The organism is Geodermatophilus tzadiensis, from assembly GCF_003002915.1.
Classification (GTDB): domain Bacteria; phylum Actinomycetota; class Actinomycetes; order Mycobacteriales; family Geodermatophilaceae; genus Geodermatophilus; species Geodermatophilus tzadiensis.
In genome coordinates, this window is sequence record NZ_PVTG01000001.1 from 1 (window position 1) to 25,980 (window position 25,980).

Genomic DNA, 25,980 nt, shown 5'->3' on the forward strand with positions numbered 1-25,980 from the left:
CGCGCGCTGCTCGCTGCCCTCACCGGTGCCGCCGTTCCCGATCCGGAGCCGGGTGCTGCCGTCGACCCGGGCGCACCCGATCTCGGCTGGGAGGCTCGGGAGCAGCAGGAACTGGAGCGCTGGTGGACCGAGTGCGAACGCCGCCTGCTGGCCGGGGAGCACGAGCCCGATCCCGATCCGGTCCCCGACCTGGTGACCGACGAGGAACTCCTGCGGTGGTTCACCGTGGACGGTCCCCCGCCCGACGAGGGGTTTGACGACCCGCCGCCAATCCGCACCCCGGGCGTCGATGACAGCCCGCCGCCACGCGTCAACGGATCGGCTGGTGCCGACGAAGGCTGGTGGACGCGGGCCGATCGCGCCGTCGCCGACGCCGGGACCGCGCTGCTGGCCGCCCAGCAGGCGATCGGACACGCCGGCCGGCTGGTCGCCACCGCCGAGCGCGCCGACACCGCCGACGAGACCACCTGGCAGCACACCCCGGCCGGGCGGGCCACCGCCGCCGCCGACGCGCTCGGCGCACTGTCCGCCACCACCGGCGAGCACCGCGCGGCACTGGCCGCCCTGCTGGACCGCACCGGCGGCGGCGGACTGGCCGACCGGCCGCGCCTCGCCGTCACCGACGCGCTCACCGGCGCCCTGCTCGCCCTCACCGACCTGCCCGCGCTGCGCCGCACCGCCCGCACCGGCACCGGCCTGCAGACACCACCGACGACCGACGGCTACCGCCCGGCCGCCGCCCTCGATCGGCACGTGCGCGCCCGCGACCGCCGCTGCCGCTTCCCCGGCTGCCGCCGCCACGTCCCACACGGCGGCGAACTCGACCACGCCGTCCCCTGGCCCGATGGGCAGACGTCGGCCGCCAACCTCGCCGGCTTCTGCACCCGCCACCACCGCGGCAAACACCAGGCACCCGGCTGGACCCACCGGCTCAGCCCCGACGGCACCCTGACCGTCACCACCCCCACCGGCCTCACCGCCACGACCACCCCACCGCCCTACTGACCGAGGGCGGCCGGACGGAGGACGGTGCACGACGGCCTGGTCGGGCATCCCGCTGGGGCAGCGCCGGTCCTCCCGAAGGCGCGGGGAGCGGGCCAGCATCTCCGGGATGAGCAGGTTCGCGTCGATGGTGGATGCCTTCAACGACGGGCGGGTCGACGAGCTGGTGGCCGACACGACCGCCGACTACCGCTACTCGGACCCCTTCCTCGGTGCCGTCGACGGCGCGGCAGCTCACGAGGCGCTCATGCGGCAGGTGCTCGAGCGCTTCCCGGACCGGCGGATGGAGCTGCTCGAGTGCTGGGTCGCGGAGGGCGTCGAGGTCGCGCGCTACCGCTGGACGGGGACGCCGGCCGATGGCGGCGCTCCCGTGGAGGTCCTGTTCGTCGCCGTCCTCGAGTTCGAGGACGGCCACCTCCGGCGTTGGGCCAACCACCGGTCCTGACGGGCTCCCGCACGCGCACCGCACGCGATCAGGGCTCCGCGCGTCACTCGCCCGCCGGCTCCTGCGCGGCCGGCGCCGGCTCGCTGCCGTCGCCGATCGTCGCCACCGCGCGGGCCGCGTCGGGGCCCTCCTCGAGCAGCACGCGGAAGCCGTCGTCGTCGAGGATCGGCACCTTGGCCTGCACGGCCTTGTCGTACTTGCTGCCCGGGTCGGCACCGACAACCACGAAGCCGGTCTTCTTCGACACCGAGCCGGTGACCTTGCCGCCGCGCTCCTGGATCGCCGCGATGGCCTGGTCGCGGCTGAAGTCGCGCAGCGACCCGGTGACGACGACGGTGACCCCGGTCAGCGGCCCCGGCCCGGCGTCCTCGCCCTCGTCGGCCATCCGCACCCCGGCGGCCCGCCACTTCTCCACCACCCCGCGGTGCCAGTCGACGTCGAACCAGTCGAGCACCGACCGCGCGATCGTCGGACCGACCCCGTCGGCCGCGGCCAGCTCCTCCTCACCGGCACCGGCGATCCGGTCGAGCGAGCGGAAGTCGCGGGCCAGCGCCTGGGCCGCCGTCGGGCCGACGTGCCGGATGGAGAGGGCGACCAGCACCCGCCACAGCGGGACGTCCTTGCGGCGCTGCAGGTTGGCCAGCAGCTTGAGCGCGTTGGCGGTCAGCCCGGCGTCCTTCTTGCGCGTGAAGAACGGCGACCGCGCCAGCTTCTCCTCGTCCAGGGTGAACAGGTCGCCCTCGTCCTCGATGAGCTGCGCCTGCAGCAGCGCGATCGCCGTCTCGTAGCCGAGCGCCTCGACGTCGAAGGCACCGCGGCCGGCGACGTGGAACACCCGCTCCCGCAACTGGGCCGGGCAGGACCGGGCGTTGGGGCACCGGATGTCGGCGTCGCCCTCCTTCTCGTGCCGCAGCTCCGTGCCGCACTCCGGGCAGTGCGTGGGCATCTCGAACGGCCGCTCGTCGCCGGTGCGGGCGGCGACCACCGGGCCGAGCACCTCGGGGATCACGTCGCCGGCCTTGCGGATGACGACCGTGTCGCCGATGAGCACGCCCTTGCGCTGGACCTCGCTGGCGTTGTGCAGCGTGGCCAGCTGCACCGTCGAGCCGGCCACCTTGACCGGCTCCATGTAGGCGAACGGGGTCACCCGCCCGGTGCGCCCGACGTTGACCCGGATGTCGAGCAGCTTGGTGGTGGCCTCCTCCGGCGGGTACTTGAACGCGATCGCCCACCGCGGTGCGCGCGAGGTGGACCCGAGCCGGCGCTGCAGCGCCACCTGGTCGACCTTGACCACCACGCCGTCGATCTCGTGCTCCACCGAGTGCCGCTGCTCGCGGTAGCGCTCGATGTAGGCCCGCACGCCCTCGAGGTCCTCGACGACCTCGAAGCGGTCGCTGACCGGCAGGCCCAGCGCCCGCAGCCCGGCGTAGGCCGCCGACTGCCGCTCCGGCGTGAAGCCCTCCCGGGCGCCGAGGCCGTGCACGACCAACCGCAGCGGCCGCGAGGCGGTGACCCGCGGGTCCTTCTGCCGCAGCGAGCCCGCGGCGGCGTTGCGCGGGTTGGCGAACGGCGCCTTGCCCTGCTCGACCAGACCGGCGTTCACGTCGGCGAAGCCGGCGACCGGGAAGTAGATCTCGCCGCGCACCTCCAGCAGCGGCGGGACGGTGCCGTCGCCGGGTTCGCCGCTGAGCTGCTGCGGGACGTCGTCCATCGTGCGCACGTTGGCCGTGACGTCCTCCCCCGTGACGCCGTCCCCGCGGGTGGCGGCGCGGACCAGCCGGCCCTGCTCGTAGACCAGGTCGACGGCGACGCCGTCCACCTTCAGCTCGCACAGGTACACCGCCGCGGCACCGACCTCGCGCTCCACCCGGCCGGCCCAGGCGGACAGCTCGTCGCTGGTGAACGCGTTGTCCAGGCTCTGCATCCGCTCCAGGTGCCGCACCGGGGCGAAGGTGGCGGTGAACCCGCCGTTGACCTTCTGGCTCGGCGAGTCGGGCGTGACCAGCGCCGGGTGGGCGGCCTCGATCGCCTTGAGCTCGCCCATGAGCTCGTCGTACTGGCCGTCGCTGACCAGCGGCGCGTCCTGCACGTAGTAGGCGAACGCGTAGCGGTCGAGCTCCTCGGAGAGGTCGCGGTGCCGGGTCCGCGCGTCGTCGGGGACCTCGGTGACGTCGGCCCGGTCGACCACGGCGTCGACCTGCGGGACGTCGACCTCGGCTGCGTCGGTGCTCACGGCCCGACGGTATCCGGCGGGTCCGACGCGACACCCGGCGTGCTCACCCGATCGGGATCACTCCGGGACCAGGTACCTCGCGGCCTCGCGCACGTGGGTCATCGCCGCCCGGGCGTACGCGGGGCTCGCCCCGGCCAGCCCGCACGCGGGCGTCAGCGTGACCGCCTCGTGCAGCGCGTCGGCGGCGAACCCGAGCTCGCGCCACCAGCCCTGCAGCCGCGAGGCGGTCGCCTTCGGCGCCGGCAGCGGCGCATCGGTACCGGGGACGACGCCGGGCAGCAGGTGCGTGCCGGCCTCGACGGCGGCCCCGAGCGCGTCGAGGTCCTGCACCAGGCCCAGGTCGAACGACAGCGCGCCGGCACCGGCGGCCCGCAGCAGGTCCAGCGGCGCGCGGGAGGCGCAGCAGTGGACGACGACCGGCCCGGGCAGCGCCTCGACGACCGCGGCGAGCTCGGCCTGCACGACGGCCGCCTCGACGGCGGCCAGCCGGCCGAAGCCGCTCGCCGTCGGCAGCGACCCCTGCAGCACGGCGGGCAGCGACGGCTCGTCGAGCTGCACGACCACCCGTGCGCCGGGCACGCGGGCCGCGACGTCGGCGACGTGGGCGGCGATCCCCTCGGCCAGCGACTGCCCCAGGTCGCGGCGCGCGCCGGGGTCGACGACCGCCCGCTCGCCGCGCTCGCGCTCCAGCGCGGCGGCGAGCGTCCACGGCCCCGCGGCCTGCACCTTGAACGGGCCGTCGTGGGTGCCCGCGACCTCGTGCACGGCGTCGAGGTCGCGCAGCAGGAACTCCTGGGCCCGGCGCAGGTCGATCCCGCCGCGCGGCACCAGCCGCCAGCCGGCCGGCGTCAGGTCGACGGCGAGGTCGACCAGCAGCGCCGCGCTGCGGCCGACCAGGTCGGCGCCGGCGCCCCGCGCGGGCAGCTCGGGCAGGTGCGGCAGGCCGGGCAGCTCACCGAGGACGACGCGCAGGGCCTCGGCCGGGTCGGTGCCGGGCAGGGACCCGACGCCCGAGGCCGGCCCCCACGGTGCGGGAGCCGGCCTCGGGTCGGAGTTCTCGGTGCCGGGCTGGGTGCCGGGCTCGGTCGGGGAGGCCACGGCGGCGACGGTAGTCCGGCGCCGCCGTGGCACCTCCGGGGGTCAGACGGTGCAGGGCCCCCGACCGGACAGGTCGTCGTCGAACGGCTGTGCCGGGTCGAGCGACACGGCGCGGTCGAGCGCCGGCGGGAAGACCGCACCGGGCTGGGCGTCGAGGTGGGCGTTGAAGGCGTCGACGTCGTTGGGCCCGGGAACCGCGGTCGCGTTCGGCACCCGGCCGGTGCGGAAGGCGCCGAAGCTGTCCCCGCCCTCGATGAGGAAGGAGTTCGCCACCACCGTGTAGGAGGCGCCGAGGTCAAGCGGCTGACCACCGACGCGGATCGTGGCCGGGTCGATCCGGTCGCCCTCCGGCAGGCGGGGGTCGAAGGAGTAGGTCAGACCCGACACCGACAGCTGCAGGAAGCTCGGCGAGCCGCTCCGGGTGGCCCACTGCTGCTCGAGCACCTGCTCGATGCCCGCCCCGGTCAGCTGCACGCTGTTCACCGTGTTGCTGAACGGCTGGACGGCGAAGGTCTCGGCGTAGGTGATGGTCCCGGCCGGCGTGCCCGACGCACAGTCGATGTCGGCGCGCAGTCCACCGGGGTTCATGAACGCCACCTGGGCGCCGGGGACGGCGGCGAGCTGGGCGTCGGCGACCAGGTTGCCCAGCGACGACTCCGAGTCGCGGACCGGGGCGCCCGAGCGGTGGGCCCGGTCCAGGTCGGCGGTCTGCGTCCCGACCGGCACGTCGCCCGCCTCGGCGGCGCGGGCCTCCCAGTAGCCGACGATCGCCTGGACCGCCGGGTCGGCAGCGGTCCGGCGGACGGGCACGTTGGTGGCGGTGGCGGTCTCGCGGACGACGTCGCCGTCACTGCCGAGCCGGAAGCGGATGTCGGTGAGCGCCTTGCCGTAGAAGCCGGCCTGGGTGACCAGCCGCGGCTCGCCGGCCGGGTCGGGCAGCACGCAGTCGTAGGGCACGTGGGTGTGCGCGCTGACGATGACGTCGACCGACGCGTCGACGGCGGCGTTGATGTCCCCGATCGGCGTGCCCGCCATGTCGCCGACGCAGCGGTCGTAGCCGCCGCCGGCACCCTGGGTGCCCCCCTCGTGGACCACGACGACGATCGCCTCGACGCCCTCGCCCTGCAGCTCGGCGGCGTAGTGGTTGACCGCCTCGGCCTCGTCGCCGAACGCCAGGCCGGCGATGCCCGCGGCCGCGACGATGTTCTCGGTGTCCTCGGTGACCACGCCGATCAGCCCGAGCTCGCGGTTGCCGGTGGTCCGGACGATCTCGTACGGCGGGAGGACCGGCTCGCCGGTGGCCGTGTCGGTCACGTTGGCCGCCAGGTAGGGGAACTGCGCGCCCTCGAAGGCGTGCTCGCCCTCGCCGAAGCAGCCGTCGACGCCGGGGGTGATGCCCTCGCACGCCTCGACGTCGTCGGAGAACTGCCCGTCCGTGGCGCCGGAGATGCGGTACAGCTCGTCCTGGCCGCGGTCGAACTCGTGGTTGCCGACCGCGGAGAGGTCCAGGCCGAGGGCGTTGAGCACCTCGATGGTCGGCTCGTCCTCGAAGACGCTGGAGGTGAACGGCGAGGCGCTGACCAGGTCACCGGCGCCGACGAAGAGACTGTTCTCGGCCGGGCCACCCCAGTCCTCGCGGAGATCGGCGAGGGTGGTGGCCACGTTCGCCGCGCCACCGACCTCCTCCACGACGTTGTCGCCGGCGGTGGCGTAGTCGCCGTCGGGTCCGGGCGAGGTCACCAGTTCGCCGTCGCCGCCGGTCTGCGTGCTGATCCGGCCGTGGAAGTCGTTCATGGCGACGAGCTGGACCGGCAGGCCGCCGCTGCCGTCCCCCGGTGCGGCCTGGGCGGCCGGGGCGGCCGGGGCGGCCAGGATGCCGGCGGTGGTGGCCAGCGCAGCGGCGGTGGCCAGCGTGGAGCGCGTTCTGCGCACGGAGTCCTCCGAGGACGTGCGGACCCGACCACCGGGACCGGCGGTCGCGAGCCGAGCGACACAGCAAGTGCTCAGACAGTGGCTCGCCGCACACGCTAGGGAACGGACCCGTCCGGCACCAGGTCCGCCGGACGACGTCCCGGTGACCTCCGGGGGTCAGCGCGCGACCGGCGCCTGACCGAGCACCAGGTCGCCGTGCACCGGGTCCGGCGCGTAGAGCACGGCCGACTGCCCCGGGGCCACGCCGCGCTCCGTCCGCGCCAGCGTGAGCACCAGCCCGCCGTCGGGCGCGGCCTCCACCGTGCAGCCCACCGGGGTGCCGTGGGCGCGCAGCTGCACCTCCGCGCGCAGCGGCAGCGCCGGCGCGGGCCCGGTCCAGGTCGGCGGCCCGGTGCGGACGACGTCGACGCCGGTCAGCTCCGCCGTCCCGACGGTGACCGTGCGGGTGACCGGCTCGATGGACAGCACGTAGCGCGGCCGCTGGTCGCCCACCGCCAGGCCCAGCCCGCGCCGCTGGCCGACGGTGAACCCGTGGGTGCCCTCGTGGCTGCCCACGGTGGTGCCGGTGGCGGCGTCGACCACCGGCCCCGGCGCGGTGCCCAGCCGGCGGGTGAGGAAGCCGCGGGTGTCGCCGTCGGGGATGAAGCAGACGTCGTGCGAGTCGGGCTTGGTCGCCACGGCGAAGCCGCGCTCGGCGGCGATCGCGCGCACCCGCTCCTTGGTCATCGACCCCAGCGGGAACCGCGCCCCCGCCAGTTGCTCGGCGGTGAGCACGCCGAGCACGTAGGACTGGTCCTTGGCCGCGTCGACCGACCGGCGCAGCCGCCCGTCGGCCAGCCGGGCGTGGTGGCCGGTGACGACGGCGTCGAAGCCCAGTGCGCGGGCGCGGTCGAGCACCGCGGTGAACTTGATCCGCTCGTTGCAGCGCAGGCACGGGTTGGGGGTGCGCCCGGCCGCGTACTCGGCGACGAAGTCCTCGACGACGTCCTCGCGGAACCGGTCGGCGAGGTCCCAGACGTAGAACGGGATCCCCAGCTCGTCGGCCACCCGGCGGGCGTCGTGCGCGTCCTCCACGCTGCAGCAGCCGCGGGCGCCGCTGCGCAGGGTCTGCCGGTCCGGGGAGAGCGCCAGGTGCACGCCGGTGACGTCGTGCCCGGCGTCGACGGCCAGCGCGGCGGCCACCGCGGAGTCCACGCCCCCGCTCATCGCGGCGAGCACCCGCATCAGCGGCGCCCCATCCCGGCGGACCGGGCGCGCTCGACCACCGGCCCGATCACGGCCAGCAGGGCGTCGACGTCCGCGTCGGTGGAGGTGTGCCCCAGGCTGAAGCGCAGGGAGCTGCGGGCGCGGGCGGCGTCGGCGCCGACGGCGGTGAGCACGTGGCTGGGCCGCGCCACGCCGGCGCTGCAGGCCGAGCCGGTGGAGCACTCGATGCCGCGGGCGTCGAGCAGCATGAGCAGCGCGTCGCCCTCGGCGCCGGGGAAGGACAGGTGCGCGTTGCCGGGCAGCCGGCCCGGCCCGCCGGCTACGACGTCGTCCAGGGGCGCGCCGTTGAGCTGCGCGTCGGGCACCTGCTCGAGCACGCCGGCCACCAGCCGGTCGCGCAGCGCGGCCAGCCGGCCGGCCCGCTCCTCCCGGCCGGTGACGGCGGCGGTGGCGGCCACGGCCAGCCCGACGATGACGGGCACGTCGAGGGTGCCCGACCGGACGTCCCGCTCCTGGCCGCCGCCGTGCAGCAGCGGCGTGCACTCCGCGTCGCGCCGCAGCAGCAGTGCCCCGGCACCCATCGGGCCGCCGAGCTTGTGCCCGGTCAGGGTGAGCGCGTCGACGCCGCTGGCGGCGAAGTCGACCGGCACCTGGCCGACGGCCTGCACCGCGTCGGTGTGCAGCGGCACCCCGGCGGCGTGGGCGACCGCGGCGAGCGCGGCGACGTCGCTCACCGTGCCGATCTCGTTGTTGGCCCACATGACGCTGGCCACCGCGACGTCGGACCCGTCGCCGAGCGCCTCGGCGAGCGCCTCGGGCGTGACCCGGCCGCTGGGCTCCAGCCGCAGCCAGGTGACCTCGGCGCCCTCGTGCTTGGCCAGCCACTCGGCGCTGTCGAGGACGGCGTGGTGCTCGGCCGGGCTGACCACCAGCCGCCGGCGGCGCGAGTCGGCCTCCCGGCGGGCCCAGTACAGGCCCTTGAGCGCGAGGTTGTCGCTCTCCGTGCCGCCGCCGGTGAACAGCACCTCCGACGGGCGGGCGCCCAGCGCCTCGGCCAGCCGCTCGCGGGCCTGCTCGGCGGCGCGGCGGGCGGCGCGGCCGCCGGCGTGCAGCGACGAGGCGTTGCCCACGCGGCCCATCTGCTCGGTCACGGCAGCGAGGACCTCGGGCAGCACCGGGGTGGTCGCCGCGTGGTCGAGGTAGGTCACCGGTCAAGGTTAGACGCGCCTGACCGGACCGCCCGGCGCGCCGGCGGACGCCGGCGGCCGTTGACACCCCCCGGCGCACGCCCCACCGTGGACCGCGGCGCGGTCTGCGGTGAGGACCACCGGCCGCCGCGGCACGGGATCACTCGGGCGGGAGCCGGATGCCATGATCACCGCACTCGTCGCAGTCCAGGGCCAGCTGGAGGGCCAGCGGTTCCCGCTCGGCCGCAACCCGGTCACGCTGGGGCGCGGGGACACCAACGACATCGTCCTCACCAGCCGGTTCGCCTCGCGGGTGCACGCGGAGGTGCGCCGGGAGGGCGCCGGCTACGTCCTCGCCGACCAGGACAGCGACAACGGCACCTGGGTGAACGGCGTCCAGGTCGGCGTCCACACCCTCGAGCCCGGCGACGAGGTCCGGATCGGTGACGAGGTGTTCCGCTTCGAGACCTGGGAGTCGGCCACCCTGGTCGGCCCGGTCGGCGACCTCGCCGGCGGGTCCCCCGACGTCCTGCGGGTGACGATCACCGGCGGCGGCCCGGTCGGGCTCACCCTGGCCCTGCTGCTGGACCACCTCATGGGGCCGCGGGTGGCGGTCCGGCTCCACGACCGCCGCTGGACGCAGGTCGGCGACCGGGTCGAGTGGAGCGGCTACGAGAAGGGCAACGTGCGCCGCGAGCAGGTCGTCACCCTGCAGAGCCGCCAGTACCTGCGGCTGCCGCCGCACGTCCAGGACCGGCTGTTCGCCTCGCGGGAGAACTGGTCGGAGATGTGGCCGGTCGGCCCGGACTCCATCGAGGGCGCGGGGCCCCGCAACACCCCGGTCCGGTTCATCGAGGACACCCTGCTCGACCTCGCCGGTGAGCGGTCCGAGCGGATCACCCTGGTCCCGGAGCGGTTCGACGTCGACGCGGCCCGCGACGACCTGGCGCAGCAGCACGTGCTGGCGGTCTGCGAGGGCGGCCGCTCGCGCACCCGCGAGCACCTCGCCGACCGGTTCGGGGCGGCGGACACCTCGATGTACTCCGTCGACGGCGAGCACGTGTCGGACATGGTCCTGGGGCTGCGGGTGCGCTCCGGACTGCCCGACCCCACGGCCGTGCTGCTCACCGTGTCGCAGAACCGCTTCCTGCTCAACTCGCTGCGCGGTGAGGGGTTCCTCAACATGCGGCTGACCGACCAGGAGGCGCAGGAGGCGGTCGGGATCAACCCGGTCCGGCAGGTGTTCACCGCCTGCATCCAGTCCGCCCCCTGCGTGCTGGAGCGCCAGCCCGACGGCGAGTTCATGTGCGAGACCCACCACACGTTCTTCCTGCCCGCGCTGCTGCGGGGCTCGGCGCTGTGGACCCGGGTGCAGGAGGGACTGCGGCTCTTCGGCGTCCCCGAGGACGACCTGACCGCGGTGACCGGGTTCCGGCTGGACATGGTGCAGCGACCCCGGTTCACCGCCCAGCTCCTCCCGCCCACCCGCACCACGCCGGGGACCTTCGCCTGCCTGCTCGGCGACGCGGGCAACGCGATCCACTTCTGGCCCGGACGCGGGCTCAACAGCGGCCTGGCGTCGGCCATCTCGCTGGCCCGCACCCTGGCCACCGTGTGGCACGGCAGGCCGCTGCGCGACGCCGACTTCGTCCGGCACGAGGCGGTGATGGCGATGCTGCAGTACCGGCACAAGACGCGCGCGTGGCGGCAGATGGTGACCATCGACGCCACCGGGCGGGCGCGGACCATCAAGGGCCAGATCGCACAGGGCATCGCCGAGGGCGAGCAGGGCGCCCACGACCGGGCCACCGACACCGAGGCGCTGCTGCAGCGGCTCCGGCAGAACCGGGCCCGGCTGGAGTCCCGCCTGCCCGGGCTCCCCGACGACGCGGCGCTGCGCGCGCAGCTCGAGCCGCTGAGCGGCCCGACGCTGCACACGCTGGCGGTGAGCGGGTCCTGGGACACCGCGAACGTCGGCGGCGAGGAGGTCGACGTCGGCTGGCTGCTGCCCGAGCCCGAGCCGGCGGCGGTCCCGGCCCAGCCGGCGGATCGCGTCACCCGGCGCGTGAGCGGGGACCGGCCGGCCGCCGCGCCGCTGCCCGGGCCGCGACCCCGCGAGACGGCGCCGCGGGACCCGGCGCAGGGCCCCCGCGCCTGAGGACCGCCCGCACCGCGCGCAGGCGCCGGCCCCCGCGGACGGGGACCGGCGCCTGGAGGACCGTCGTGCGGGGCGCTCAGCCCCGGCGGGCGGCGATCTGCTCGGTGGCGGCGGGGACGACGGTGAACAGGTCGCCGACGACGCCGAAGTCGGCCAGCTCGAAGATCGGGGCCTCGGGGTCCTTGTTGACGGCCACGATGGTCTTGGACGTCTGCATGCCGGCGCGGTGCTGGATGGCACCGGAGATGCCGACGGCGATGTAGAGCTGCGGCGAGACGGTCTTGCCCGTCTGCCCGACCTGGAAGCTGTGCGGGTAGAAGCCGGAGTCGACCGCCGCCCGCGAGGCGCCGACGGCGGCACCGAGGGAGTCGGCCAGGCCCTCGATGATCGAGAAGTTCTCCGCGCTGGCCACGCCGCGGCCACCGGAGACCACGATCGCCGCCTCGGTGAGCTCCGGACGGTTGCTCTTCTGCTCGACGACCTTGTCGACCACGCGGGTCTGCTTGGCCTGCTCGGACAGGCTGACCTCGACCGGCACCTGCTCACCGGCGGCCGGCGCCGGCTCGGGGGTGACCGAGTTGCCGCGCAGCGTGTAGATCGGCGTGCCGGTCGTGACCCTCGAGTGGACGATCTGCGCGCCGGCGAAGACCACCTGGGTGGCGGTGCCGTCGGGCGCGATCTCGGTGACGTCGGTGAGGAAGCCGCTGCCGGTCTTGAGCGCCAGCCGGCCGGCGACCTCGCGGCCCTCCGGGGAGGAGGGGATGACGACGGCGACGGGCGACACCTGCGCCACGAGCTGCGCGAGCACCTCGGCCTTGGGGGCGACGAGGTACTCGTCGATCTCCGGGGACTCGGCGACGTAGACCTTGCTCGCGCCGTACTCGGCGAGCCGGTCGCGGGCGCCGGCGGCGACGCCGGGGCCGCCGGCGACGACCGCCGAGACCTCACCGAGCGCACGCGCGGCGGTCAGCGCCTCCAGGGTGCCCTTGCGGACGGTGCCGTCGGCCGGGTTCAGCTCGACGAGGACCAGGACCTCTGCCATGGGTGTTCAGTCTCCTCTTCGCTGCGTTCGCCGGCCGGTCAGACGAGCTTCTGCTCGACGAGGTAGCCCACGAGCTTCTGGGCGCCGTCGCCCTCGTCGGTGACCTTGACGCCCTCGCCCTTGGGCGGGCGGCCGGTGACGTCCACGACCGCGCTGGTGGCGGTGGCCAGGCCGACGGTGGCGGGGTCGATGCCGAGGTCGGCGAGGGTCAGGGTCGTGACCGGCTTCTTCTTGGCGGCCATGATCCCCTTGAAGGAGGGGTAGCGCGGCTCGTTGATGGTGTCCCAGGTGGACACGATCGCCGGCAGCGGCGCCTCCAGCGCCCAGAAGCCGCCGTCGGTCTGCCGCTCGACCTTCACCGTGGAGCCCTCGACGGTGAGCTTCTGCGCGCCCGACAGCTGCGGGATGCCCAGGCGCTCGGACAGCAGCGCCGGCATGACGGCGACCTGCCCGTCGGTGGACGTCGCGCCCATCAGCACCAGGTCGTACTCCAGCTGCTGCAGCGCCGCGGCCAGGATCGCCGAGGTCTGGATCGCGCACGAGCCGTGGATGGCGTCGTCGGTCACGTGCACGGCCTTGTCCGCACCCATCGACAGCGCCTTGCGGATGGCGTCGGTCGCCGAGGCGGGGCCGACGGTGAGGATGGTGACCTCGCCGCCCTGGGCCGCCTTGACCTGCAGCGCCTCCTCGATGGCGTACTCGTCGATCTCGTTGATGACGTTGTCCGCGGTGGCGCGGGCGACGGTGTTGTCCGACGGGTCCAGCGAGCGCTGGGTGCCGGAGTCGGGTACCTGCTTGACCAGAACGACGATGTTCATCGCCAGACCTACCTCCGCGATCGGTCATGGGGGACGCGGGCCGCGGCCCGCCTGGCTCCGATAGTGGAGGTTACTGCGGGGTAACGGACCCGCGTGCCCGGGTGCGCGTGACGGCGGTCACGCCGTCCAGCGGCCGGTGGCGGTGAACTCCTCCAGCACCGCCGTGGCGGGCGCCAGGTCCAGGCCGCGCGCGGCCACCCACTCGTCGGCGAAGTACGTGTCGGCGTACCGCTCGCCGCCGTCGCAGAGCAGGGTGACGACGCTGCCGGTGCGCCCCTCGGCGCGCATCTCGGCGACCAGCCGGAACGCGCCCCACAGGTTGGTGCCGGTCGAGCCGCCGGCCCGCCGCCCGGTCACCCGCTCCAGGTGGCGGGTGGCCGCCAGCGAGGCGGCGTCGGGCACGCGGAACATCCGGTCGACCACCGAGGGCAGGAACGACGGCTCCACCCGCGGCCGGCCGATGCCCTCGATCCGCGACGGCGTCCCCGTCGTCCACTCCGGGTCGCCGGCCGCCCAGCCGGGGAAGAACGCCGAGCCCTCCGGGTCGACCACGGCCAGCCGGGTCGGGTGCCGCCGGAAGCGCAGGTAGCGGCCGAAGGTGGCGCTGGTGCCGCCGGTGCCCGCGCCGACCACCACCCACTCGGGCACCGGGTGGCGCTCCAGGGCCAGCTGCTCGAACACCGACTCGGCGATGGTGTTGTTGCCGCGCCAGTCGGTGGCCCGCTCGGCGTGGGTGAACTGGTCGAGGTAGTGCCCCCCGGTCTCCGCGGCCAGCCGGCGGGCCTCGTCGTAGACGTCGGCGGCGCGCTCGACCAGGTGGCAGCGGCCGTCGTACCGCTCGATCAGCGCGATCTTCTGCCGGCTGGTCGAGGCGGGCATGACCGCGACGAAGGGCAGGCCGAGCATCCGCGCGAAGTAGGCCTCGCTGACCGCCGTCGACCCGCTCGAGGCCTCGACGACGGTGCTCCCCTCGGTGATCCAGCCCGAGCACAGCGCGTGCAGGAACAGCGAGCGCGCCAGCCGGTGCTTGAGGCTGCCCGTCGGGTGCGTCGACTCGTCCTTGAGGTAGAGGTCGACGCCCCACTCCGGGGGCAGCGGGTAGACCAGCAGGTGGGTGTCGGCGCTGCGCACCGAGTCGGCCTCGACGGCGGCCACCGCGCGGTCCAGCCAGGCCCGGCCGGCGGGGTCGGAGCGGTCGACGTCGGCGGCGGTGGTCGCGGCGGGCTGGCTCACCGGGCCAGTCTGGTGCACCGCCGCGCGGGCCCGGCACGCTGTGTCGCCACGGGACTGCGCTGCGGCGGGGCACGACGTGGAGCCTCCGCGCCGGGTCCGCGCGGGGACGCCGGCCGGGCCGTGCGGACACCGCCGCTGCCTACGCTCCCCGCCGCCACCCGCCCTGACCGTCCGGCCCGCGGCACCACGGCCGGCCCGCTGAGGAGCCGCCATGTGCCCCCGAGAGTTCGGCCCCTACGTCCTCGAGGAGCTGCTCGGCACCGGTGGCATGGGCGAGGTGTGGCGCGCCCGCGACACCCGCCGGGAGCGGCTGGTGGCCCTCAAGCTGCTGCCGGAGGCCCTCAACCGCGACGCCGAGTTCGCCGGCCGGTTCCGCCGCGAGTCGCACGTCGCCGCCCGGCTGCGCGAGCCGCACGTCGTCCCCATCCACGACTACGGGGAGATCGACGGCCGGCTGTTCATCGACATGCGGCTGGTCGACGGCCGCGACCTCGGCCGGCTGCTCGAGGAGGGGCCGCTGGCGCCGGAGCGGACCGTGGCGCTGCTCGCGCAGGTCGCCGACGCCCTGGAGGCCGCGCACGCCGACGGCCTCGTGCACCGCGACGTCAAGCCGAGCAACGTCCTGGTCACGCCGAGCGACTTCGTCTACGTCGTCGACTTCGGCATCGCCCGCTCCATCGGCAGCACGCGGACGTCGCTGACGATCACCGGCGCGACGGTCGGGACGCTGGACTACATGGCGCCCGAGCGCTTCACCGACCAGCCGATCGACGGCCGGGTCGACGTCTACTCGCTCGCCTGCGTCCTGGCCCAGTGCCTGACCGGGCGCCGTCCCTTCCGCGGCGAGGACCTGCCGGCGCTGCTCTACGCCCACCTCTACGTCGACCCGCCGCGGCCGAGCGAGCTGGTCGCCGGGGTCCCCGAGGCCATGGACGAGGTGATCAGCAAGGGCATGGCCAAGCGCCCCGAGGACCGCTACCCCACGCCGCACGCCCTCGTCGACGCCGCCCGCGCCGCCCTGCGGACGGTCCCGGCCGCGGCGACCGCCGCGGGAGCCGCCCCGCCGCCCGACACCGCCGTCCCGTCCCGGACCACCTCGCCGGTGCTGTCCGCCCCGCCCACGGTGCTGGGCGTGCACTCCGGGGACGGCGCGCACAGCTCCGTGCAGCAGCTGCCCGGGGGCCGGCCCCCGCTCCCGCCGCCCTGCGGTCCGGTGCCGTCCGCGCAGCCGCGTCGCCGGGGCCGGCGGGTCGCGCTGGTGACCGCGCTGGTGCTCGTCCTGGTCGCCGCGGGGGTCGGTGCCCTGCTGTGGCCCTGGGACGGCGGGGGTGGGGACACGGCCGGCCCGGCCGACGGCACGGCGGAGGGCACGCCGGAGAGCACCCTCGCGCCCGAGGGGACCGCGCCGCCGCCCACGTCGGCCGCTCCCCCGCCGGCCAGCCTCGCCGTCCCCACCCAGCTGGGCGACCCCATCGCGGTGCCGCCGACGCCGGGCTTCCTCGCCGTCGCCCCCGACGGGCGCTACGCCTACATCGCCCACCGGACGCAGGGCGTCATCAGCGTGCTCGACCTGACCTCGCGGACGGTCTCGTCGCAGATCCGCATCGACGCCGGCCCGCCGCAGTTCATCACCTTCTCGCCGGACGGCAGCCGCGCCTACGTCACGGTGTACGACGACCCGAACTCGGTGCACGCCGTCGTCTTCGTGGACACCACGACCAACGCGGTCCTGCAGACGGTCGAGGTGGGGCTGCGCCCGTACGCGCCGGCGACCTCGCCCGACGGGCGGCTGCTCTACGTCCCCCTGCACAACGAGGGCCGGGTGCAGGTGGTCGACACCACCACCGGCGAGGCGGTCGGCTCCTACGCCGTCGCGGAGAACCCGCACTGGATCGCCGTCTCCGCCGACGGCCGGCGCGCCTGGACCGCCAACCACGAGTCCGGCGTGCTCTCCGTGCTGGACCTGGCCGACGGCGGCCGGGTGGTGGCGGAGCTCCCCGCCGGGGTCGCGCCCCACAGCGTCGCCCTCTCGCCCGACGGCAGCCGGGTCGCGGTGGTGGCCTTCGACAGCAGCGAGGCGTTCCTCGTCGACACCGCCACCGACACGGTGCTCGACAGCGGCCCGGTCGGCACGCGCCCGCAGGACGTCTCGTGGGCGCCCGACGGCCGCCGGTTCTACACCGCCGACGTGGAGTCCGACACGATGTCGGTCGTCGACGCGCAGACCCTCGAGGTGACCGCCAACCCCGTCACCGGGGACGGGCCGACCAGCGTCGCGGTGTCCCCGGACGGCCGGCGGGCGTACGTCACCAACCTCAACGACGCCACCGTGGTCGTCTACCAGCTCACCGCGTGAGGCTCAGTCGGCGGCGGCCGGCTCGACCAGCGCGGGACGCTCGGCGGGGGTGACGCTGACCGCCGTCCCCGGGGTGAGGTCGAGGCTGTCGGCGCTGGGGACGTCGGCGGTCACCTCCAGCCCGTCGGGCAGCGCGACCGCCAGCCGGGTGGTGGCGCCGGAGAACGTGCGGGTGACCACCCGGCCGCCGCCCTCCGGGTCGGCCGCCACCACCAGCGCCTCCGGGCGCACCAGCGCGAACGCCGGCCCGGCCGGGAGCGCGCCGCCGAGCACCTCCCGGCGCACGCCGAGGAACTCGACGTCGCCGTCGCCGAGGACGGCGGGGATGCGGTTCATCGTGCCCACGAAGCCGGCCACGAACGCCGTCGCGGGGCGCTCGTAGAGCTCGTCGGGCGAGGCCACCTGCTCCAGCCGGCCGTCCCGCATGACGCCGACCCGGTCGGCCACCGACAGGGCCTCGGCCTGGTCGTGGGTGACGAAGACGGTGGTGGTGCCCAGCTCCAGCTGGATGCGGCGGATCTCCTCCCGCAGCTGCACCCGCACCTGGGCGTCGAGCGCCGACAGCGGCTCGTCGAGCAGCAGCACCTGCGGGGCGACGGCGAGCGCGCGGGCCAGGGCCACCCGCTGCTGCTGGCCGCCCGACAGCTGGTGGGGATAGCGGCTCCCGCGGTCGGCCAGCCCGACCAGCTCCAGCAGCTCGGCGGCCCGCCCGGCCCGCTCGGCCCGGTCCCGGCGGCGCACCCGCAGCCCGTAGGCGACGTTGTCGGCCACGGTCATGTTCGGGAAGAGGCTGTAGGCCTGGAACACCATGCCCACGTCACGCCGGGACGGCGGGAGCCCGGTGACGTCGCGGCGGTCGAACCACACCCGCCCGGAGTCGGGGACCTCGAAGCCGGCGATCGCCCGCAGCGCCGTCGTCTTGCCGCAGCCCGAGGGCCCGAGCAGCGCGAGGAACTCCCCGCCGGCGATCTCCAGGTCCAGCCCGTCGAGGGCGAGCACCGAGCCGTAGCGGCGGGTCAGCCCCTCCAGCCGGACGGCGACGCCGGGCGCCTCCCGCAGGTCGGCGGGGGCGGCCGGGCGGACGGCGGTCATGCGGGGTCCTCCTCGCGGCGCCGGCGGTCCAGCGCGGAGATGAGCAGCAACAGCGCCCAGGTGAGCAGCAGGGAGAGCACCGAGACGGCGACCGACAGCTGCGGCTGCGAGCCGGAGATCCGCACGATCCAGGTGGGGAAGGTCTCGAAGCCCAGGATGTTGGCGACGGTGAACTCGCCGAGCACCAGCGCCAGGGTGAGGAAGGAGGCGTTGAGCACCGACGTGCGCAGCACCGGCAGCACCACCGACGTCATCACCCGCGGCCACGAGGCACCCAGCACCCGAGCGGCCTCGGTCAGCGTGCGCAGCTGCGCGCCGCGGACGCCGGCGTCGAGGGCCCGGTAGACGAACGGCAGCGCGAGCACGACGTAGACCAGCACCAGGATCCACGGCAGCGTCGGCTCCTGGAGGGCGAAGAACGCCTCGGCCAGCGGGGTGCGGAAGAAGTACTCGGGCGCCCACGCGAGCACGCTGCGGACGCCGACCACCAGCGCGATCGGCGGCAGCAGCAGCGGCACGAGGGTCAGCAGCTCGACCAGCGGCCGCAGCCGCGGCAGCCGCAGCTCCACCACGACGACGGTGGGCACCACCAGCAACAGGGCGATGAGCACGGTGAGCACGCCGAGGGCGAGCGAGCGCCCGAAGTTCTCCGCGAAGCCCTCCGCCGTCGGGATGCCCGCGTAGACGTCGGCGCTGACCCCGCCCCGCGCCCGGTCGCGCACGGTGAACCACACCGAGGCGCCCAGCGGCACGAGGAAGTACACCCCGAGGACGGCGAACACGGCCCAGCGCCACCGGCCGCGGCCGCCGCGGGCCGGGGCGGCCGGTGTCTCCGGCTCGACCCCGCCGGCACCGGCGACCGCCGCGGTGGACAGGCCGGTCGACGTCGCCGGTCCGGTGGTGGCGCTCACGCCAGCCACCGCGAGGTCCGCCGCTGCACCCAGGTGTAGAAGGCCATCACCAGCCCGACGAGCACGACCATGCCCAGTGCGAGCGCCTTGCCGAGGTTCTCCGCGCCGACGACGACGTTGCTCGACAGTGAGTCGGCGATCTGCAGCGTCACCAGCGGCACGCTGCTGCCGACGAGCGCCCTCGCGGTGGCGTAGGCGGCGAACGCCGACGCGAACAGCAGCATCGTCGCGCCCAGCACCGGCGGGGCGAGGACGGGGCCGCCCACGTACCGCCAGTACTGCCAGCCACTGGCGCCGAGCACGTCGGAGGCCTCCCGCCACTGCGGGCGCAGCGCCTCCAGCGCCGGGACGATGGTCAGCACCATCAGCGGGATCAGGAAGTAGAGGTAGACCACCGCCAGGCCGGTCATCGAGTACAGCGAGAAGCCGTCGAGGCCGAGCGGGCCGGTGAGCACCGCGGTGACCACGCCGGCGTTGCCGATGGTGGCGAGGAAGGCGAAGGCCAGCGGCACGCCACCGAAGTTGGCCAGCACGCCGGAGGCGGTGAGCACCAGGCGGCGCAGCAGGGTGGCGCGGCGGCTGCGCACGATCGCGAGGGCCAGCGCCAGCCCGAGGACGGCGCCGAGGACCGCGGTGACCGCCGACAGCTGCAGGCTGCCGAGGTAGGCGCGGGCGTAGGCGCCGCCGGTGATCGTGCCGATGTTGCCCGCCGACCACGACTCCTCGAAGGTCACCGGGTCGACCGCGCGGAAGGCCTCCACGGTCAGCACGCCGACGGGCAGCAGCAGGAAGACCGCGACGTAGAGCAGGAACGGGACGATCCCCAGGACCGGGCCCAGCCCGGGCAGCGGACCGCCGCGCCGGCGCCCCCGGGGGGACGCCGGCGCGGGAGCCGGGACGACGGTGCTCAGCCGGAGATCTCCTGGTTCCAGCGGGTCGCGACCACCTGCTGGGCGGCGCTCTCCTGCTCCTGGGTCGGGAAGTCCGCGGTGCCCTCGACCGGCGGCAGGGCGGCCAGCGCCTCGGCGTCGACGGTGCCGGCCTCCTCCATCGCGGGCAGCCGCACCGGCCGGGCGCCGCCGGCGAGGTAGAGGTTCTGGCCCTGGTCGCTGTAGAGGAACTCCTGCCACAGCCGGGCCGCGGCCGGGTGCGGCGCGTAGGCGCTGATCGCCTGGCTGTAGTAGCCGCCGAACAGCCCGTCGGAGGGGACGGCGACCTGCCACTCGACGCCCTGCCCGGCGAGCGTGTCGGTCAGGGCGGCGTTGTTGTAGTCCCAGTCGATGGCCAGCGGCGTCTCGCCGCTCTGGATGGTGGCCGGCGTGATCTCCACCGGGTTGAAGTTGCCGACCTCCTTGACCTGGGCGAAGAAGTCGATGCCCGGGCCGATGTCGTCGAGGCTGCCGCCGTTGGCCAGCGACGCGGCCCAGACGCCGGCGAAGGCGGCGGCGGCCGCGGTCGGGTTGCCGTTGAGGGCGACCTGGCCGGCGTACTGCGGGTCGAGCAGGTCGGCGAAGCTGGCCGGGCACTCGGTGATGACCGTGGCGTTGCAGCCGATCGAGACGTAGCCGCCGTAGTCGTTGTACCAGTGGCCCTCCGGGTCCTTCTGGCCCTCGGGGATGTCGTCCCACGTCTCCACCTGGTAGGGGGCCAGCAGGTCCTGGGCCTGCGCCTGGCGGGCGAAGGCGGTGCCCAGGTCGAGGACGTCGGGCGCGCGGTCCTGGCCGCGCTGGCTCTCGACGGCGTTGAGCTCGTCCTGGCTGGAGCCGTCGGGCGAGGCGCTGTTGACGGTGATCCCGTACTCCTCCTCGAAGGTGGAGATGATCTCGCCGTAGTTCGCCCAGTCCGGCGGCAGCGCGATGACGTTGAGCTCGCCCTCGGCCTGCGCGGCCTCGACGAGGGCGTCCATGCCGCCGAGGTCCTCGGCGGAGGTGGCGCCCGCCGCGTCCGAGCCGCCGGACCCGCCGCCGGAGCCACCGCCGGAGCCGCCGTCACCGCCGCCGCAGGCCGACAGGACGAGGCCCGCGGCGGCCAGGGCGGCCGCGGTCCTCAGGGTGGGGGTGGCAGGGCGTCGCACGGGCGTCCTCCTCGACGAGCGGTCCGGGTCTCCCCCCGCCCGGCGGGGCCGGTGCGGGAGGGGTCCCGCGGATCGTGACAGAACGGGGTGGTCCGCGTCAGGCCGTGCGGGGACACCTTGGCGAACTCGTGATGACCGCTCAGCGGCCGCTGAACGTGGCCTTGCCCGGTCCCTGCTCGAGGAACGAGCGCATCCCGGTGTCCTGGTCCTGGGTGTCGAACAGCCCGGCGAACAGCCGGCTCTCCAGCTCCAAACCCCGGCCCAGCGGCAGGTCGAGCCCCTCGTCGATCGCCTGCTTGGCCGCGGCCAGCGCCAGCGGCGGGCCGGCGGCGAACTTGCGCGCCATGGCGACGGCGGTGTCGTAGACCTCGGCGTCGGGGACGACGGCGTCGGCCAGGCCGAGCTCCAGCGCCTCCTCCGCGCCCACGTGGCGGCCGGTGAACACCAGGTCCTTGGCCTTCGCCGGGCCGACCAGGCGGGCCAGCCGCTGCGTGCCCCCGGCGCCGGGGATGACGCCGAGCAGGATCTCGGGCTGGCCGACCTTGGCGCCGGCACCCATCACCCGGAAGTCCGCGCACAGGGCCAGCTCGTAGCCGCCGCCGAGCGCGTACCCGGTGATCGCGGCGATGACCGGCTTCGGGACGTGCGCGACCGCGGTGAAGCTGTTGGTCAGCTCCCGCCCCCAGGCGACCATCGAGCGGCCGTCGAGCTGGGACATCGCCTTGATGTCGGCGCCGGCGGCGAAGACCCGCTCCCCGCCGTAGAGGACGACGGCCCGCACGTCGGCGCGCTGGCCGGCCTCCAGTGCCGCCGCGCGCACCTCCCAGTACAGCTGCTCGTCGATCGCGTTCATCTTCGGCCGGTCGAGGCGGATGGTGCCCACCCCGTCCTCGACCGACAGGGTCACGTACTCCGGCGCTGCCATCTGCGGACCTCCTGGGGACGACGTCGTCGCCGCACCCTAACGAGGAGCCGGGGCCGGGCCCCCGCGTCGGGCGGTGAACCGGCCGTCGGAGCGGGACAGGTCCAGGGGCAGGCCGAAGGTCTCCGAGAGCCGCTCCGCGGTGAGCACCTCCTCCAGCGGCCCGGCGGCCACCACCCGCCCCTCGCGCAGCAGCAGCGCGTGCGTGTAGCCCGGCGGGATCTCCTCGACGTGGTGGGTGACCAGCACCTGCGCCGGCGCGGCCGGGGAGGCGGCGAGGTCGGACAGCCGGCCGACGAGGTCCTCCCGGCCGCCGAGGTCCAGCCCGGCGCCGGGCTCGTCGAGCAGCAGCAGCTCCGGGTCGGGCATCAGCGCGCGGGCGATCTGGGCCCGCTTGCGCTCGCCCTCCGACAGGGTGCCGAACGACCGGTGCGCGATGCCCGCGACGCCCCACTGCTGCATGAGCGCGGCGGCCCGGGACAGGTCGTGGATGTCGTAGCGCTCCCGCCACCGGCCGACGACGGCGTAGCCGGCAGAGACGACGACGTCGCCGGTGCGCTCCCCCGGCTCGATGCGCTGGGCCAGCGCGGCGCTGGTCAGCCCGATCCGCGGCCGCAGCTCGAAGACGTCGACCGCGCCCAGCGTCTCGCCGAGCAGCGTCACCTCCCCGCGCGTGGGGTGCAGGTGCGCGCCGGCCAGCTGCAGCAGCGTCGTCTTGCCCGCGCCGTTGGGGCCCAGCACGACCCAGCGCTGGTCGGGCAGGACGGTCCAGTCCACCCCCTGCAGCAGGTGCGCCTGGCCGCGGACGACGTCCACCCCGCGCATCTCGACGACGGTCTCGGGTCCGGCGGGCCGGGGGGACGCGGCGCTGCTCGACACGACCCCATCCAACCAACAGCCCGCGTCCCGCCGCCCGTCAGCCGGACTTGGCAGGATCGCCGGGTGAGGACTCCCGAGGACGGCGCCGACGACGCCGAGGTGTGGCCGGGCTCCCCCGCGCCGCTGGGGGCGCACTGGGACGGCACCGGCACGAACTTCGCGCTGTGGTCGGCCGGCGCCGCCGCCGTCGACCTGTGCCTGTTCGACCCCGACGGCACCGAGCACCGTCACCGGCTGCAGGAGACCACCCACCAGGTGTGGCACGGCCGGCTGCCCGGCGTCGGCCCCGGCCAGCGCTACGGCTACCGGGTGCACGGTCCCTACGACCCGGCCTCCGGGGCCCGCTGGAACCCGGCCAAGCTGCTGCTGGACCCCTACACCCGGGCCGTCGACGGCGACCTCGAGCTGCACCCGGCGCTGTTCGGCTTCCCGTTCGAGACCGGCGAGTCCGGCACGGCCGACCCGCGGGACTCCGCCCCGTACGTGCCGCGCGGCGTGGTCGTGCACGACTCCTTCCCCTGGGACGGCGACCGGCGGCCGGGGACCGCGTGGTCGGACACCGTCATCTACGAGGTGCACGTCAAGGGCGCCACCGAGCGCCACCCCGACGTCCCCCCGGCCCTGCGCGGCACCTACGCGGGCCTGGCGCACCCGTCCTTCGTCGAGCACCTGCGCTCGCTCGGGGTGACCGCCGTCGAGCTGCTGCCGGTGCACCACTTCGTCAGCGAGCCGCACCTGCTGCGCCGGGGGCTGACCAACTACTGGGGCTACAACACCCTCGGCTACTTCGCCCCGCACGCGGCCTACAGCTCCGCCGGGTCCGGTGGCGCGCAGGTGACCGAGTTCAAGGCGATGGTCAAGGCGCTGCACGCCGCGGGCATCGAGGTGATCCTCGACGTGGTCTACAACCACACCGCCGAGGGCGACCACACCGGACCGACGCTGTCGCTCAAGGGCATCGACAACGGCGGCTACTACCGGCTCGCCGGCGACAACCCGGCCCGCTACACCGACTACACCGGCTGCGGGAACACCCTCGACGTGCGGCGGCCGGCGGTGCTGGCGCTGCTCATGGACTCGCTGCGCTACTGGGTCACCGAGATGCACGTCGACGGGTTCCGCTTCGACCTGGCCAGCGCGCTGGCGCGGTCCTTCCACGACGTCGACCGGCTCTCGGCGTTCTTCGACGTCGTCCACCAGGACCCGGTGGTCAGCCGGGTCAAGCTCATCGCCGAGCCGTGGGACGTCGGCGAGGGCGGCTACCAGGTGGGCAACTTCCCGCCGCTGTGGACGGAGTGGAACGGCAAGTACCGCGACACCGTCCGCGACGTGTGGTCCGGCGCGCACGTCGGCGTCCGCGACCTGGCCTACCGCCTGACCGGCTCCTCGGACCTCTACCGCTCCGACGGCCGCCGCCCCTTCGCCAGCGTCAACTTCGTCACCGCCCACGACGGGTTCACCCTCGCCGACCTCGTCACCTACCAGCGCAAGCGCAACGAGGCCAACGGCGAGGACAACCGGGACGGCGAGAGCCACAACCGCAACTGGAACGGCGGCGTCGAGGGGCCCACCGACGACCCCGCGGTGCAGGCGCTGCGCGCCCGGCAGGTGCGCAACCACCTGACCACGCTGCTGCTGTCCACCGGCGTGCCGATGCTCACCGCCGGCGACGAGCTGGGCCGCACGCAGGGCGGCAACAACAACGCCTACTGCCAGGACAACGAGGTCTCCTGGCTGGACTGGGACGCCGTCGACGCCGACCTGCTGGCCTTCGTCGGCCGCCTGGTGCGGCTGCGCCGCAGCTCCCCGGTGCTGCGGCAGGAGGCGTTCTTCGAGGGCCACGAGATCCCGGGCACCGGCGGCACCCGCGACCTGGCCTGGTTCGCCCCGGACGGCGGGCAGCTGACCACCGCCGACTGGTTCGACACCCGGCTGCAGACGATCGGCATGTACCTCGACGGGCGCGGTATCCGGCACCGCGACGAGCGCGGCCGGCGGGTGGTCGACGACTCCTACCTGGTGCAGCTGCACGCGGGCCCCGAGCCGGTCACCGTCGAGCTGCCCGGGCCGCCGTGGGCCGACGGCTACGAGTTCGCCGTCAGCACCGAGTACCCGACCGGGGTGCCGCCGCGGCCGGCCGTCGTCGCGCCCGGCCCGATCGAGGTGCCGGCGCGCACCGTGTGGCTGCTCCGCGTCCTGCGCCGCCCGTGACGTCGGGGCGCGCGACGATCAGGTCACCTGATCACCGCGCGTCCCACCGCACCGCCCACGGTCAGGGAGGACGCGCTGTGGTGAGGGAGGACGGCTCCTGGCCGCGGTGTCGGCCGGTAGGCCGACGACGTGCTCAGTCCTGCGGCAGCTCGTAGGTGATGACGGTCCAGCCGAGCAGCAGGCGGTCGCCGTCGGAGAGCGGGTGCGCGACGCCGGGCTCGAGCTGGGTCCACTCCGTGGCCTCGGGGCCGGCGACGTGGGTGCCGTTGAGCGAGCCGAGGTCGGTGAGGGTGACCTCGTTGCCGCTGCGCTGGATCGCGGCGTGCGCCGAGGACAGCACGTTCTGCGTGTCGGCGATGGGCACCGGGCGGGCCGTGCCGCTGGTGACCAGCTCGTGGCTGTCGGGACGGCGGCCGAGCACGAGGTCCTCGTCGACGGTCACCACCAGCCCGTCGTCGAAGCGCAGCACCGGCGCGACGACGTCGGGCTTCCAGAACGCGGTCTCCTCGCCGCTCTCGTCGGTGCGCGCCGACGAGCCGACCACCGAGGAGCCGCTCCCGCCGAAGGGCGAGCCGCCCCCGAAGCCGGCCGGCGCACCGGCGAACCCGGCGTCGGAACCGGCGGTGTAGGACGACGGCTGCGCGGTCGCCGGCGGCGCGGCGGCCGAGACGTGCGCGGCGGCGGCCAGCTGCAGGATCGCGCCCGAGCCGGGGACGGTGCCCTCGGTCAGGTCGTAGGCGACCCCCGGCGGCATCGACGGCGCGGCCTGTCCGGGACCGACGTAGAGCGACGACCCCAGCGGGAAGCCGGCGGCGACGCTGCAGCCCTCGACCGGCGAGCCCGACACCGGGACGCCGTCGACGGCGGGCTGGCCCTTGCCCGACCACAGCGCGACGCCGGTACCCGACCCCTGGGCCGCGTCGACGAGCACCAGGGCGAAGGACGCCGCGCCGCCGCCGAGCGGGGCGACCTGGGCGGCGACGGCGGCGAGCACGCGGTCGGCACCGGGGCCGGTGACGCCGAGGCAGGCGTGCAGCGCGGCGACCAGGGCGGGCGAACCGGGAGCGTCCACCCAGAGCAGCCCACCGCCGCGTCGGGCGACGACGGCGTCTCCGGGCAGGACTTCACAGCGGTCGGGCATGCGCGCCAGCCTAGTGACCGGTGGGGCGAGTGGGCGTCCC

The 25,980-nt window shown here is 75.3% G+C and carries 20 protein-coding genes; 5 read left to right on the top strand and 15 right to left on the bottom strand.

Features of this window, described 5'->3' with window-relative positions; genetic code table 11:
* Together LY71_RS23260 and LY71_RS00010 are read left to right on the top strand one after the other, a co-directional pair.
* Positions 1 to 1,005, top strand: a 1,005-nt coding sequence (locus LY71_RS23260) for an HNH endonuclease signature motif containing protein (RefSeq protein ID WP_170121166.1), incomplete at its 5' end; no start/stop codon positions are given.
* 106 nt (positions 1,006 to 1,111) lie between these two features.
* Positions 1,112 to 1,447, top strand: coding sequence for a nuclear transport factor 2 family protein (locus LY71_RS00010; RefSeq protein WP_106274958.1), 336 nt, complete (start codon positions 1,112 to 1,114; stop codon positions 1,445 to 1,447).
* A 43-nt stretch (positions 1,448 to 1,490) separates the two neighbouring features.
* On the opposite strand, the gene ligA is transcribed toward LY71_RS00010, so the two are convergent.
* The 5 genes from ligA to LY71_RS00035 all read right to left on the bottom strand — a co-directional run bounded on the left by ligA (position 1,491) and on the right by LY71_RS00035 (position 9,124).
* Positions 1,491 to 3,680 carry an NAD-dependent DNA ligase LigA gene (gene ligA, locus LY71_RS00015; protein WP_106274959.1) on the bottom strand — a complete coding sequence of 730 codons (2,190 nt, stop codon included), beginning with the start codon at positions 3,678 to 3,680 and terminating at the stop codon, positions 1,491 to 1,493.
* 57 nt (positions 3,681 to 3,737) lie between these two features.
* On the bottom strand, positions 3,738 to 4,778 hold the full coding sequence (locus LY71_RS00020; RefSeq protein WP_106274960.1) for a methionine synthase: 1,041 nt from the start codon (positions 4,776 to 4,778) through the stop codon (positions 3,738 to 3,740).
* A gap of 42 nt (positions 4,779 to 4,820) precedes the next feature.
* Positions 4,821 to 6,710: a bifunctional metallophosphatase/5'-nucleotidase gene (locus tag LY71_RS00025; RefSeq protein ID WP_106274961.1), complete on the bottom strand. Its 1,890-nt coding sequence runs from the start codon at positions 6,708 to 6,710 to the stop codon at positions 4,821 to 4,823.
* A gap of 156 nt (positions 6,711 to 6,866) precedes the next feature.
* Positions 6,867 to 7,934, bottom strand: coding sequence for a tRNA 2-thiouridine(34) synthase MnmA (gene mnmA, locus LY71_RS00030; RefSeq protein ID WP_106274962.1), 1,068 nt, complete (start codon positions 7,932 to 7,934; stop codon positions 6,867 to 6,869).
* Positions 7,934 to 9,124, bottom strand: coding sequence for a cysteine desulfurase family protein (locus LY71_RS00035; protein WP_106274963.1), 1,191 nt, complete (start codon positions 9,122 to 9,124; stop codon positions 7,934 to 7,936). Before LY71_RS00035 ends, mnmA begins: the two co-directional genes overlap by 1 nt.
* Positions 9,125 to 9,287: 163 nt before the next feature.
* Between LY71_RS00035 and LY71_RS00040 the strand changes: the two genes are divergently transcribed.
* Complete coding sequence (locus tag LY71_RS00040) at positions 9,288 to 11,261, top strand: FHA domain-containing protein (protein ID WP_106274964.1); 1,974 nt, start codon at positions 9,288 to 9,290, stop codon at positions 11,259 to 11,261.
* A 76-nt stretch (positions 11,262 to 11,337) separates the two neighbouring features.
* Here the strand turns inward: LY71_RS00040 and LY71_RS00045 are convergent, their stop codons facing one another.
* The 3 genes from LY71_RS00045 to cds1 form a co-directional block, all read right to left on the bottom strand.
* On the bottom strand, positions 11,338 to 12,303 hold the full coding sequence (locus tag LY71_RS00045) for an electron transfer flavoprotein subunit alpha/FixB family protein (RefSeq protein ID WP_106274965.1): 966 nt from the start codon (positions 12,301 to 12,303) through the stop codon (positions 11,338 to 11,340).
* Positions 12,304 to 12,341: 38 nt separating this feature from the next.
* Positions 12,342 to 13,121 (bottom strand): electron transfer flavoprotein subunit beta/FixA family protein, encoded by a 780-nt coding sequence (locus LY71_RS00050; protein ID WP_106274966.1) that lies wholly within the window; start codon positions 13,119 to 13,121, stop codon positions 12,342 to 12,344.
* 117 nt (positions 13,122 to 13,238) lie between these two features.
* The gene (gene cds1, locus LY71_RS00055) at positions 13,239 to 14,354 is read right to left on the bottom strand and encodes an L-cysteine desulfhydrase Cds1 (RefSeq protein ID WP_106274967.1); all 1,116 of its coding nucleotides are present in this window, start codon (positions 14,352 to 14,354) and stop codon (positions 13,239 to 13,241) included.
* Positions 14,355 to 14,565: 211 nt separating this feature from the next.
* Between cds1 and LY71_RS00060 the strand changes: the two genes are divergently transcribed.
* Positions 14,566 to 16,710, top strand: coding sequence for a serine/threonine-protein kinase (locus LY71_RS00060; protein WP_106274968.1), 2,145 nt, complete (start codon positions 14,566 to 14,568; stop codon positions 16,708 to 16,710).
* Between the two features lie 3 nt (positions 16,711 to 16,713).
* On the opposite strand, the gene LY71_RS00065 is transcribed toward LY71_RS00060, so the two are convergent.
* From LY71_RS00065 to LY71_RS00090, 6 genes are all read right to left on the bottom strand, one after another.
* On the bottom strand, positions 16,714 to 17,802 hold the full coding sequence (locus LY71_RS00065; protein ID WP_106274969.1) for an ABC transporter ATP-binding protein: 1,089 nt from the start codon (positions 17,800 to 17,802) through the stop codon (positions 16,714 to 16,716).
* Positions 17,799 to 18,713, bottom strand: a complete 915-nt coding sequence (locus LY71_RS00070) for an ABC transporter permease subunit (protein ID WP_245887554.1) — start codon at positions 18,711 to 18,713, stop codon at positions 17,799 to 17,801. Before LY71_RS00070 ends, LY71_RS00065 begins: the two co-directional genes overlap by 4 nt.
* Positions 18,710 to 19,483: an ABC transporter permease gene (locus LY71_RS00075; RefSeq protein WP_245887555.1), complete on the bottom strand. Its 774-nt coding sequence runs from the start codon at positions 19,481 to 19,483 to the stop codon at positions 18,710 to 18,712. Before LY71_RS00075 ends, LY71_RS00070 begins: the two co-directional genes overlap by 4 nt.
* Positions 19,484 to 19,620: 137 nt before the next feature.
* The gene (locus LY71_RS00080) at positions 19,621 to 20,787 is read right to left on the bottom strand and encodes an ABC transporter substrate-binding protein (protein ID WP_106274970.1); all 1,167 of its coding nucleotides are present in this window, start codon (positions 20,785 to 20,787) and stop codon (positions 19,621 to 19,623) included.
* 139 nt (positions 20,788 to 20,926) lie between these two features.
* On the bottom strand, positions 20,927 to 21,712 hold the full coding sequence (locus LY71_RS00085) for an enoyl-CoA hydratase/isomerase family protein (protein WP_106274971.1): 786 nt from the start codon (positions 21,710 to 21,712) through the stop codon (positions 20,927 to 20,929).
* A 36-nt stretch (positions 21,713 to 21,748) separates the two neighbouring features.
* Complete coding sequence (locus tag LY71_RS00090; protein ID WP_245887556.1) at positions 21,749 to 22,588, bottom strand: ABC transporter ATP-binding protein; 840 nt, start codon at positions 22,586 to 22,588, stop codon at positions 21,749 to 21,751.
* 63 nt (positions 22,589 to 22,651) lie between these two features.
* On the opposite strand from LY71_RS00090, the gene glgX reads away from it, so the two are divergent.
* Positions 22,652 to 24,799, top strand: coding sequence for a glycogen debranching protein GlgX (gene glgX, locus LY71_RS00095; protein WP_211297072.1), 2,148 nt, complete (start codon positions 22,652 to 22,654; stop codon positions 24,797 to 24,799).
* 133 nt (positions 24,800 to 24,932) lie between these two features.
* On the opposite strand, the gene LY71_RS00100 is transcribed toward glgX, so the two are convergent.
* Positions 24,933 to 25,940 carry an FHA domain-containing protein gene (locus LY71_RS00100; protein ID WP_106274973.1) on the bottom strand — a complete coding sequence of 336 codons (1,008 nt, stop codon included), beginning with the start codon at positions 25,938 to 25,940 and terminating at the stop codon, positions 24,933 to 24,935.
* Positions 25,941 to 25,980: the final 40 nt, after the last annotated feature.

Bases quoted from the DNA above. Each gene is read 5' to 3' on its own strand.
- LY71_RS00060 (WP_106274968.1), top strand. From the start codon at position 14,566: ATGTGCCCCCGAGAGTTCGGCCCCTACGTCCTCGAGGAGCTGCTCGGC.
- LY71_RS00065 (WP_106274969.1), bottom strand. From the start codon at position 17,802: ATGACCGCCGTCCGCCCGGCCGCCCCCGCCGACCTGCGGGAGGCGCCC.
- mnmA (WP_106274962.1), bottom strand. From the start codon at position 7,934: ATGCGGGTGCTCGCCGCGATGAGCGGGGGCGTGGACTCCGCGGTGGCC.
- LY71_RS00045 (WP_106274965.1), bottom strand. From the start codon at position 12,303: ATGGCAGAGGTCCTGGTCCTCGTCGAGCTGAACCCGGCCGACGGCACC.
- LY71_RS00050 (WP_106274966.1), bottom strand. From the start codon at position 13,121: ATGAACATCGTCGTTCTGGTCAAGCAGGTACCCGACTCCGGCACCCAG.
- LY71_RS00085 (WP_106274971.1), bottom strand. From the start codon at position 21,712: ATGGCAGCGCCGGAGTACGTGACCCTGTCGGTCGAGGACGGGGTGGGC.
- LY71_RS00010 (WP_106274958.1), top strand. From the start codon at position 1,112: ATGAGCAGGTTCGCGTCGATGGTGGATGCCTTCAACGACGGGCGGGTC.
- LY71_RS00100 (WP_106274973.1), bottom strand. From the start codon at position 25,940: ATGCCCGACCGCTGTGAAGTCCTGCCCGGAGACGCCGTCGTCGCCCGA.
- LY71_RS00040 (WP_106274964.1), top strand. From the start codon at position 9,288: ATGATCACCGCACTCGTCGCAGTCCAGGGCCAGCTGGAGGGCCAGCGG.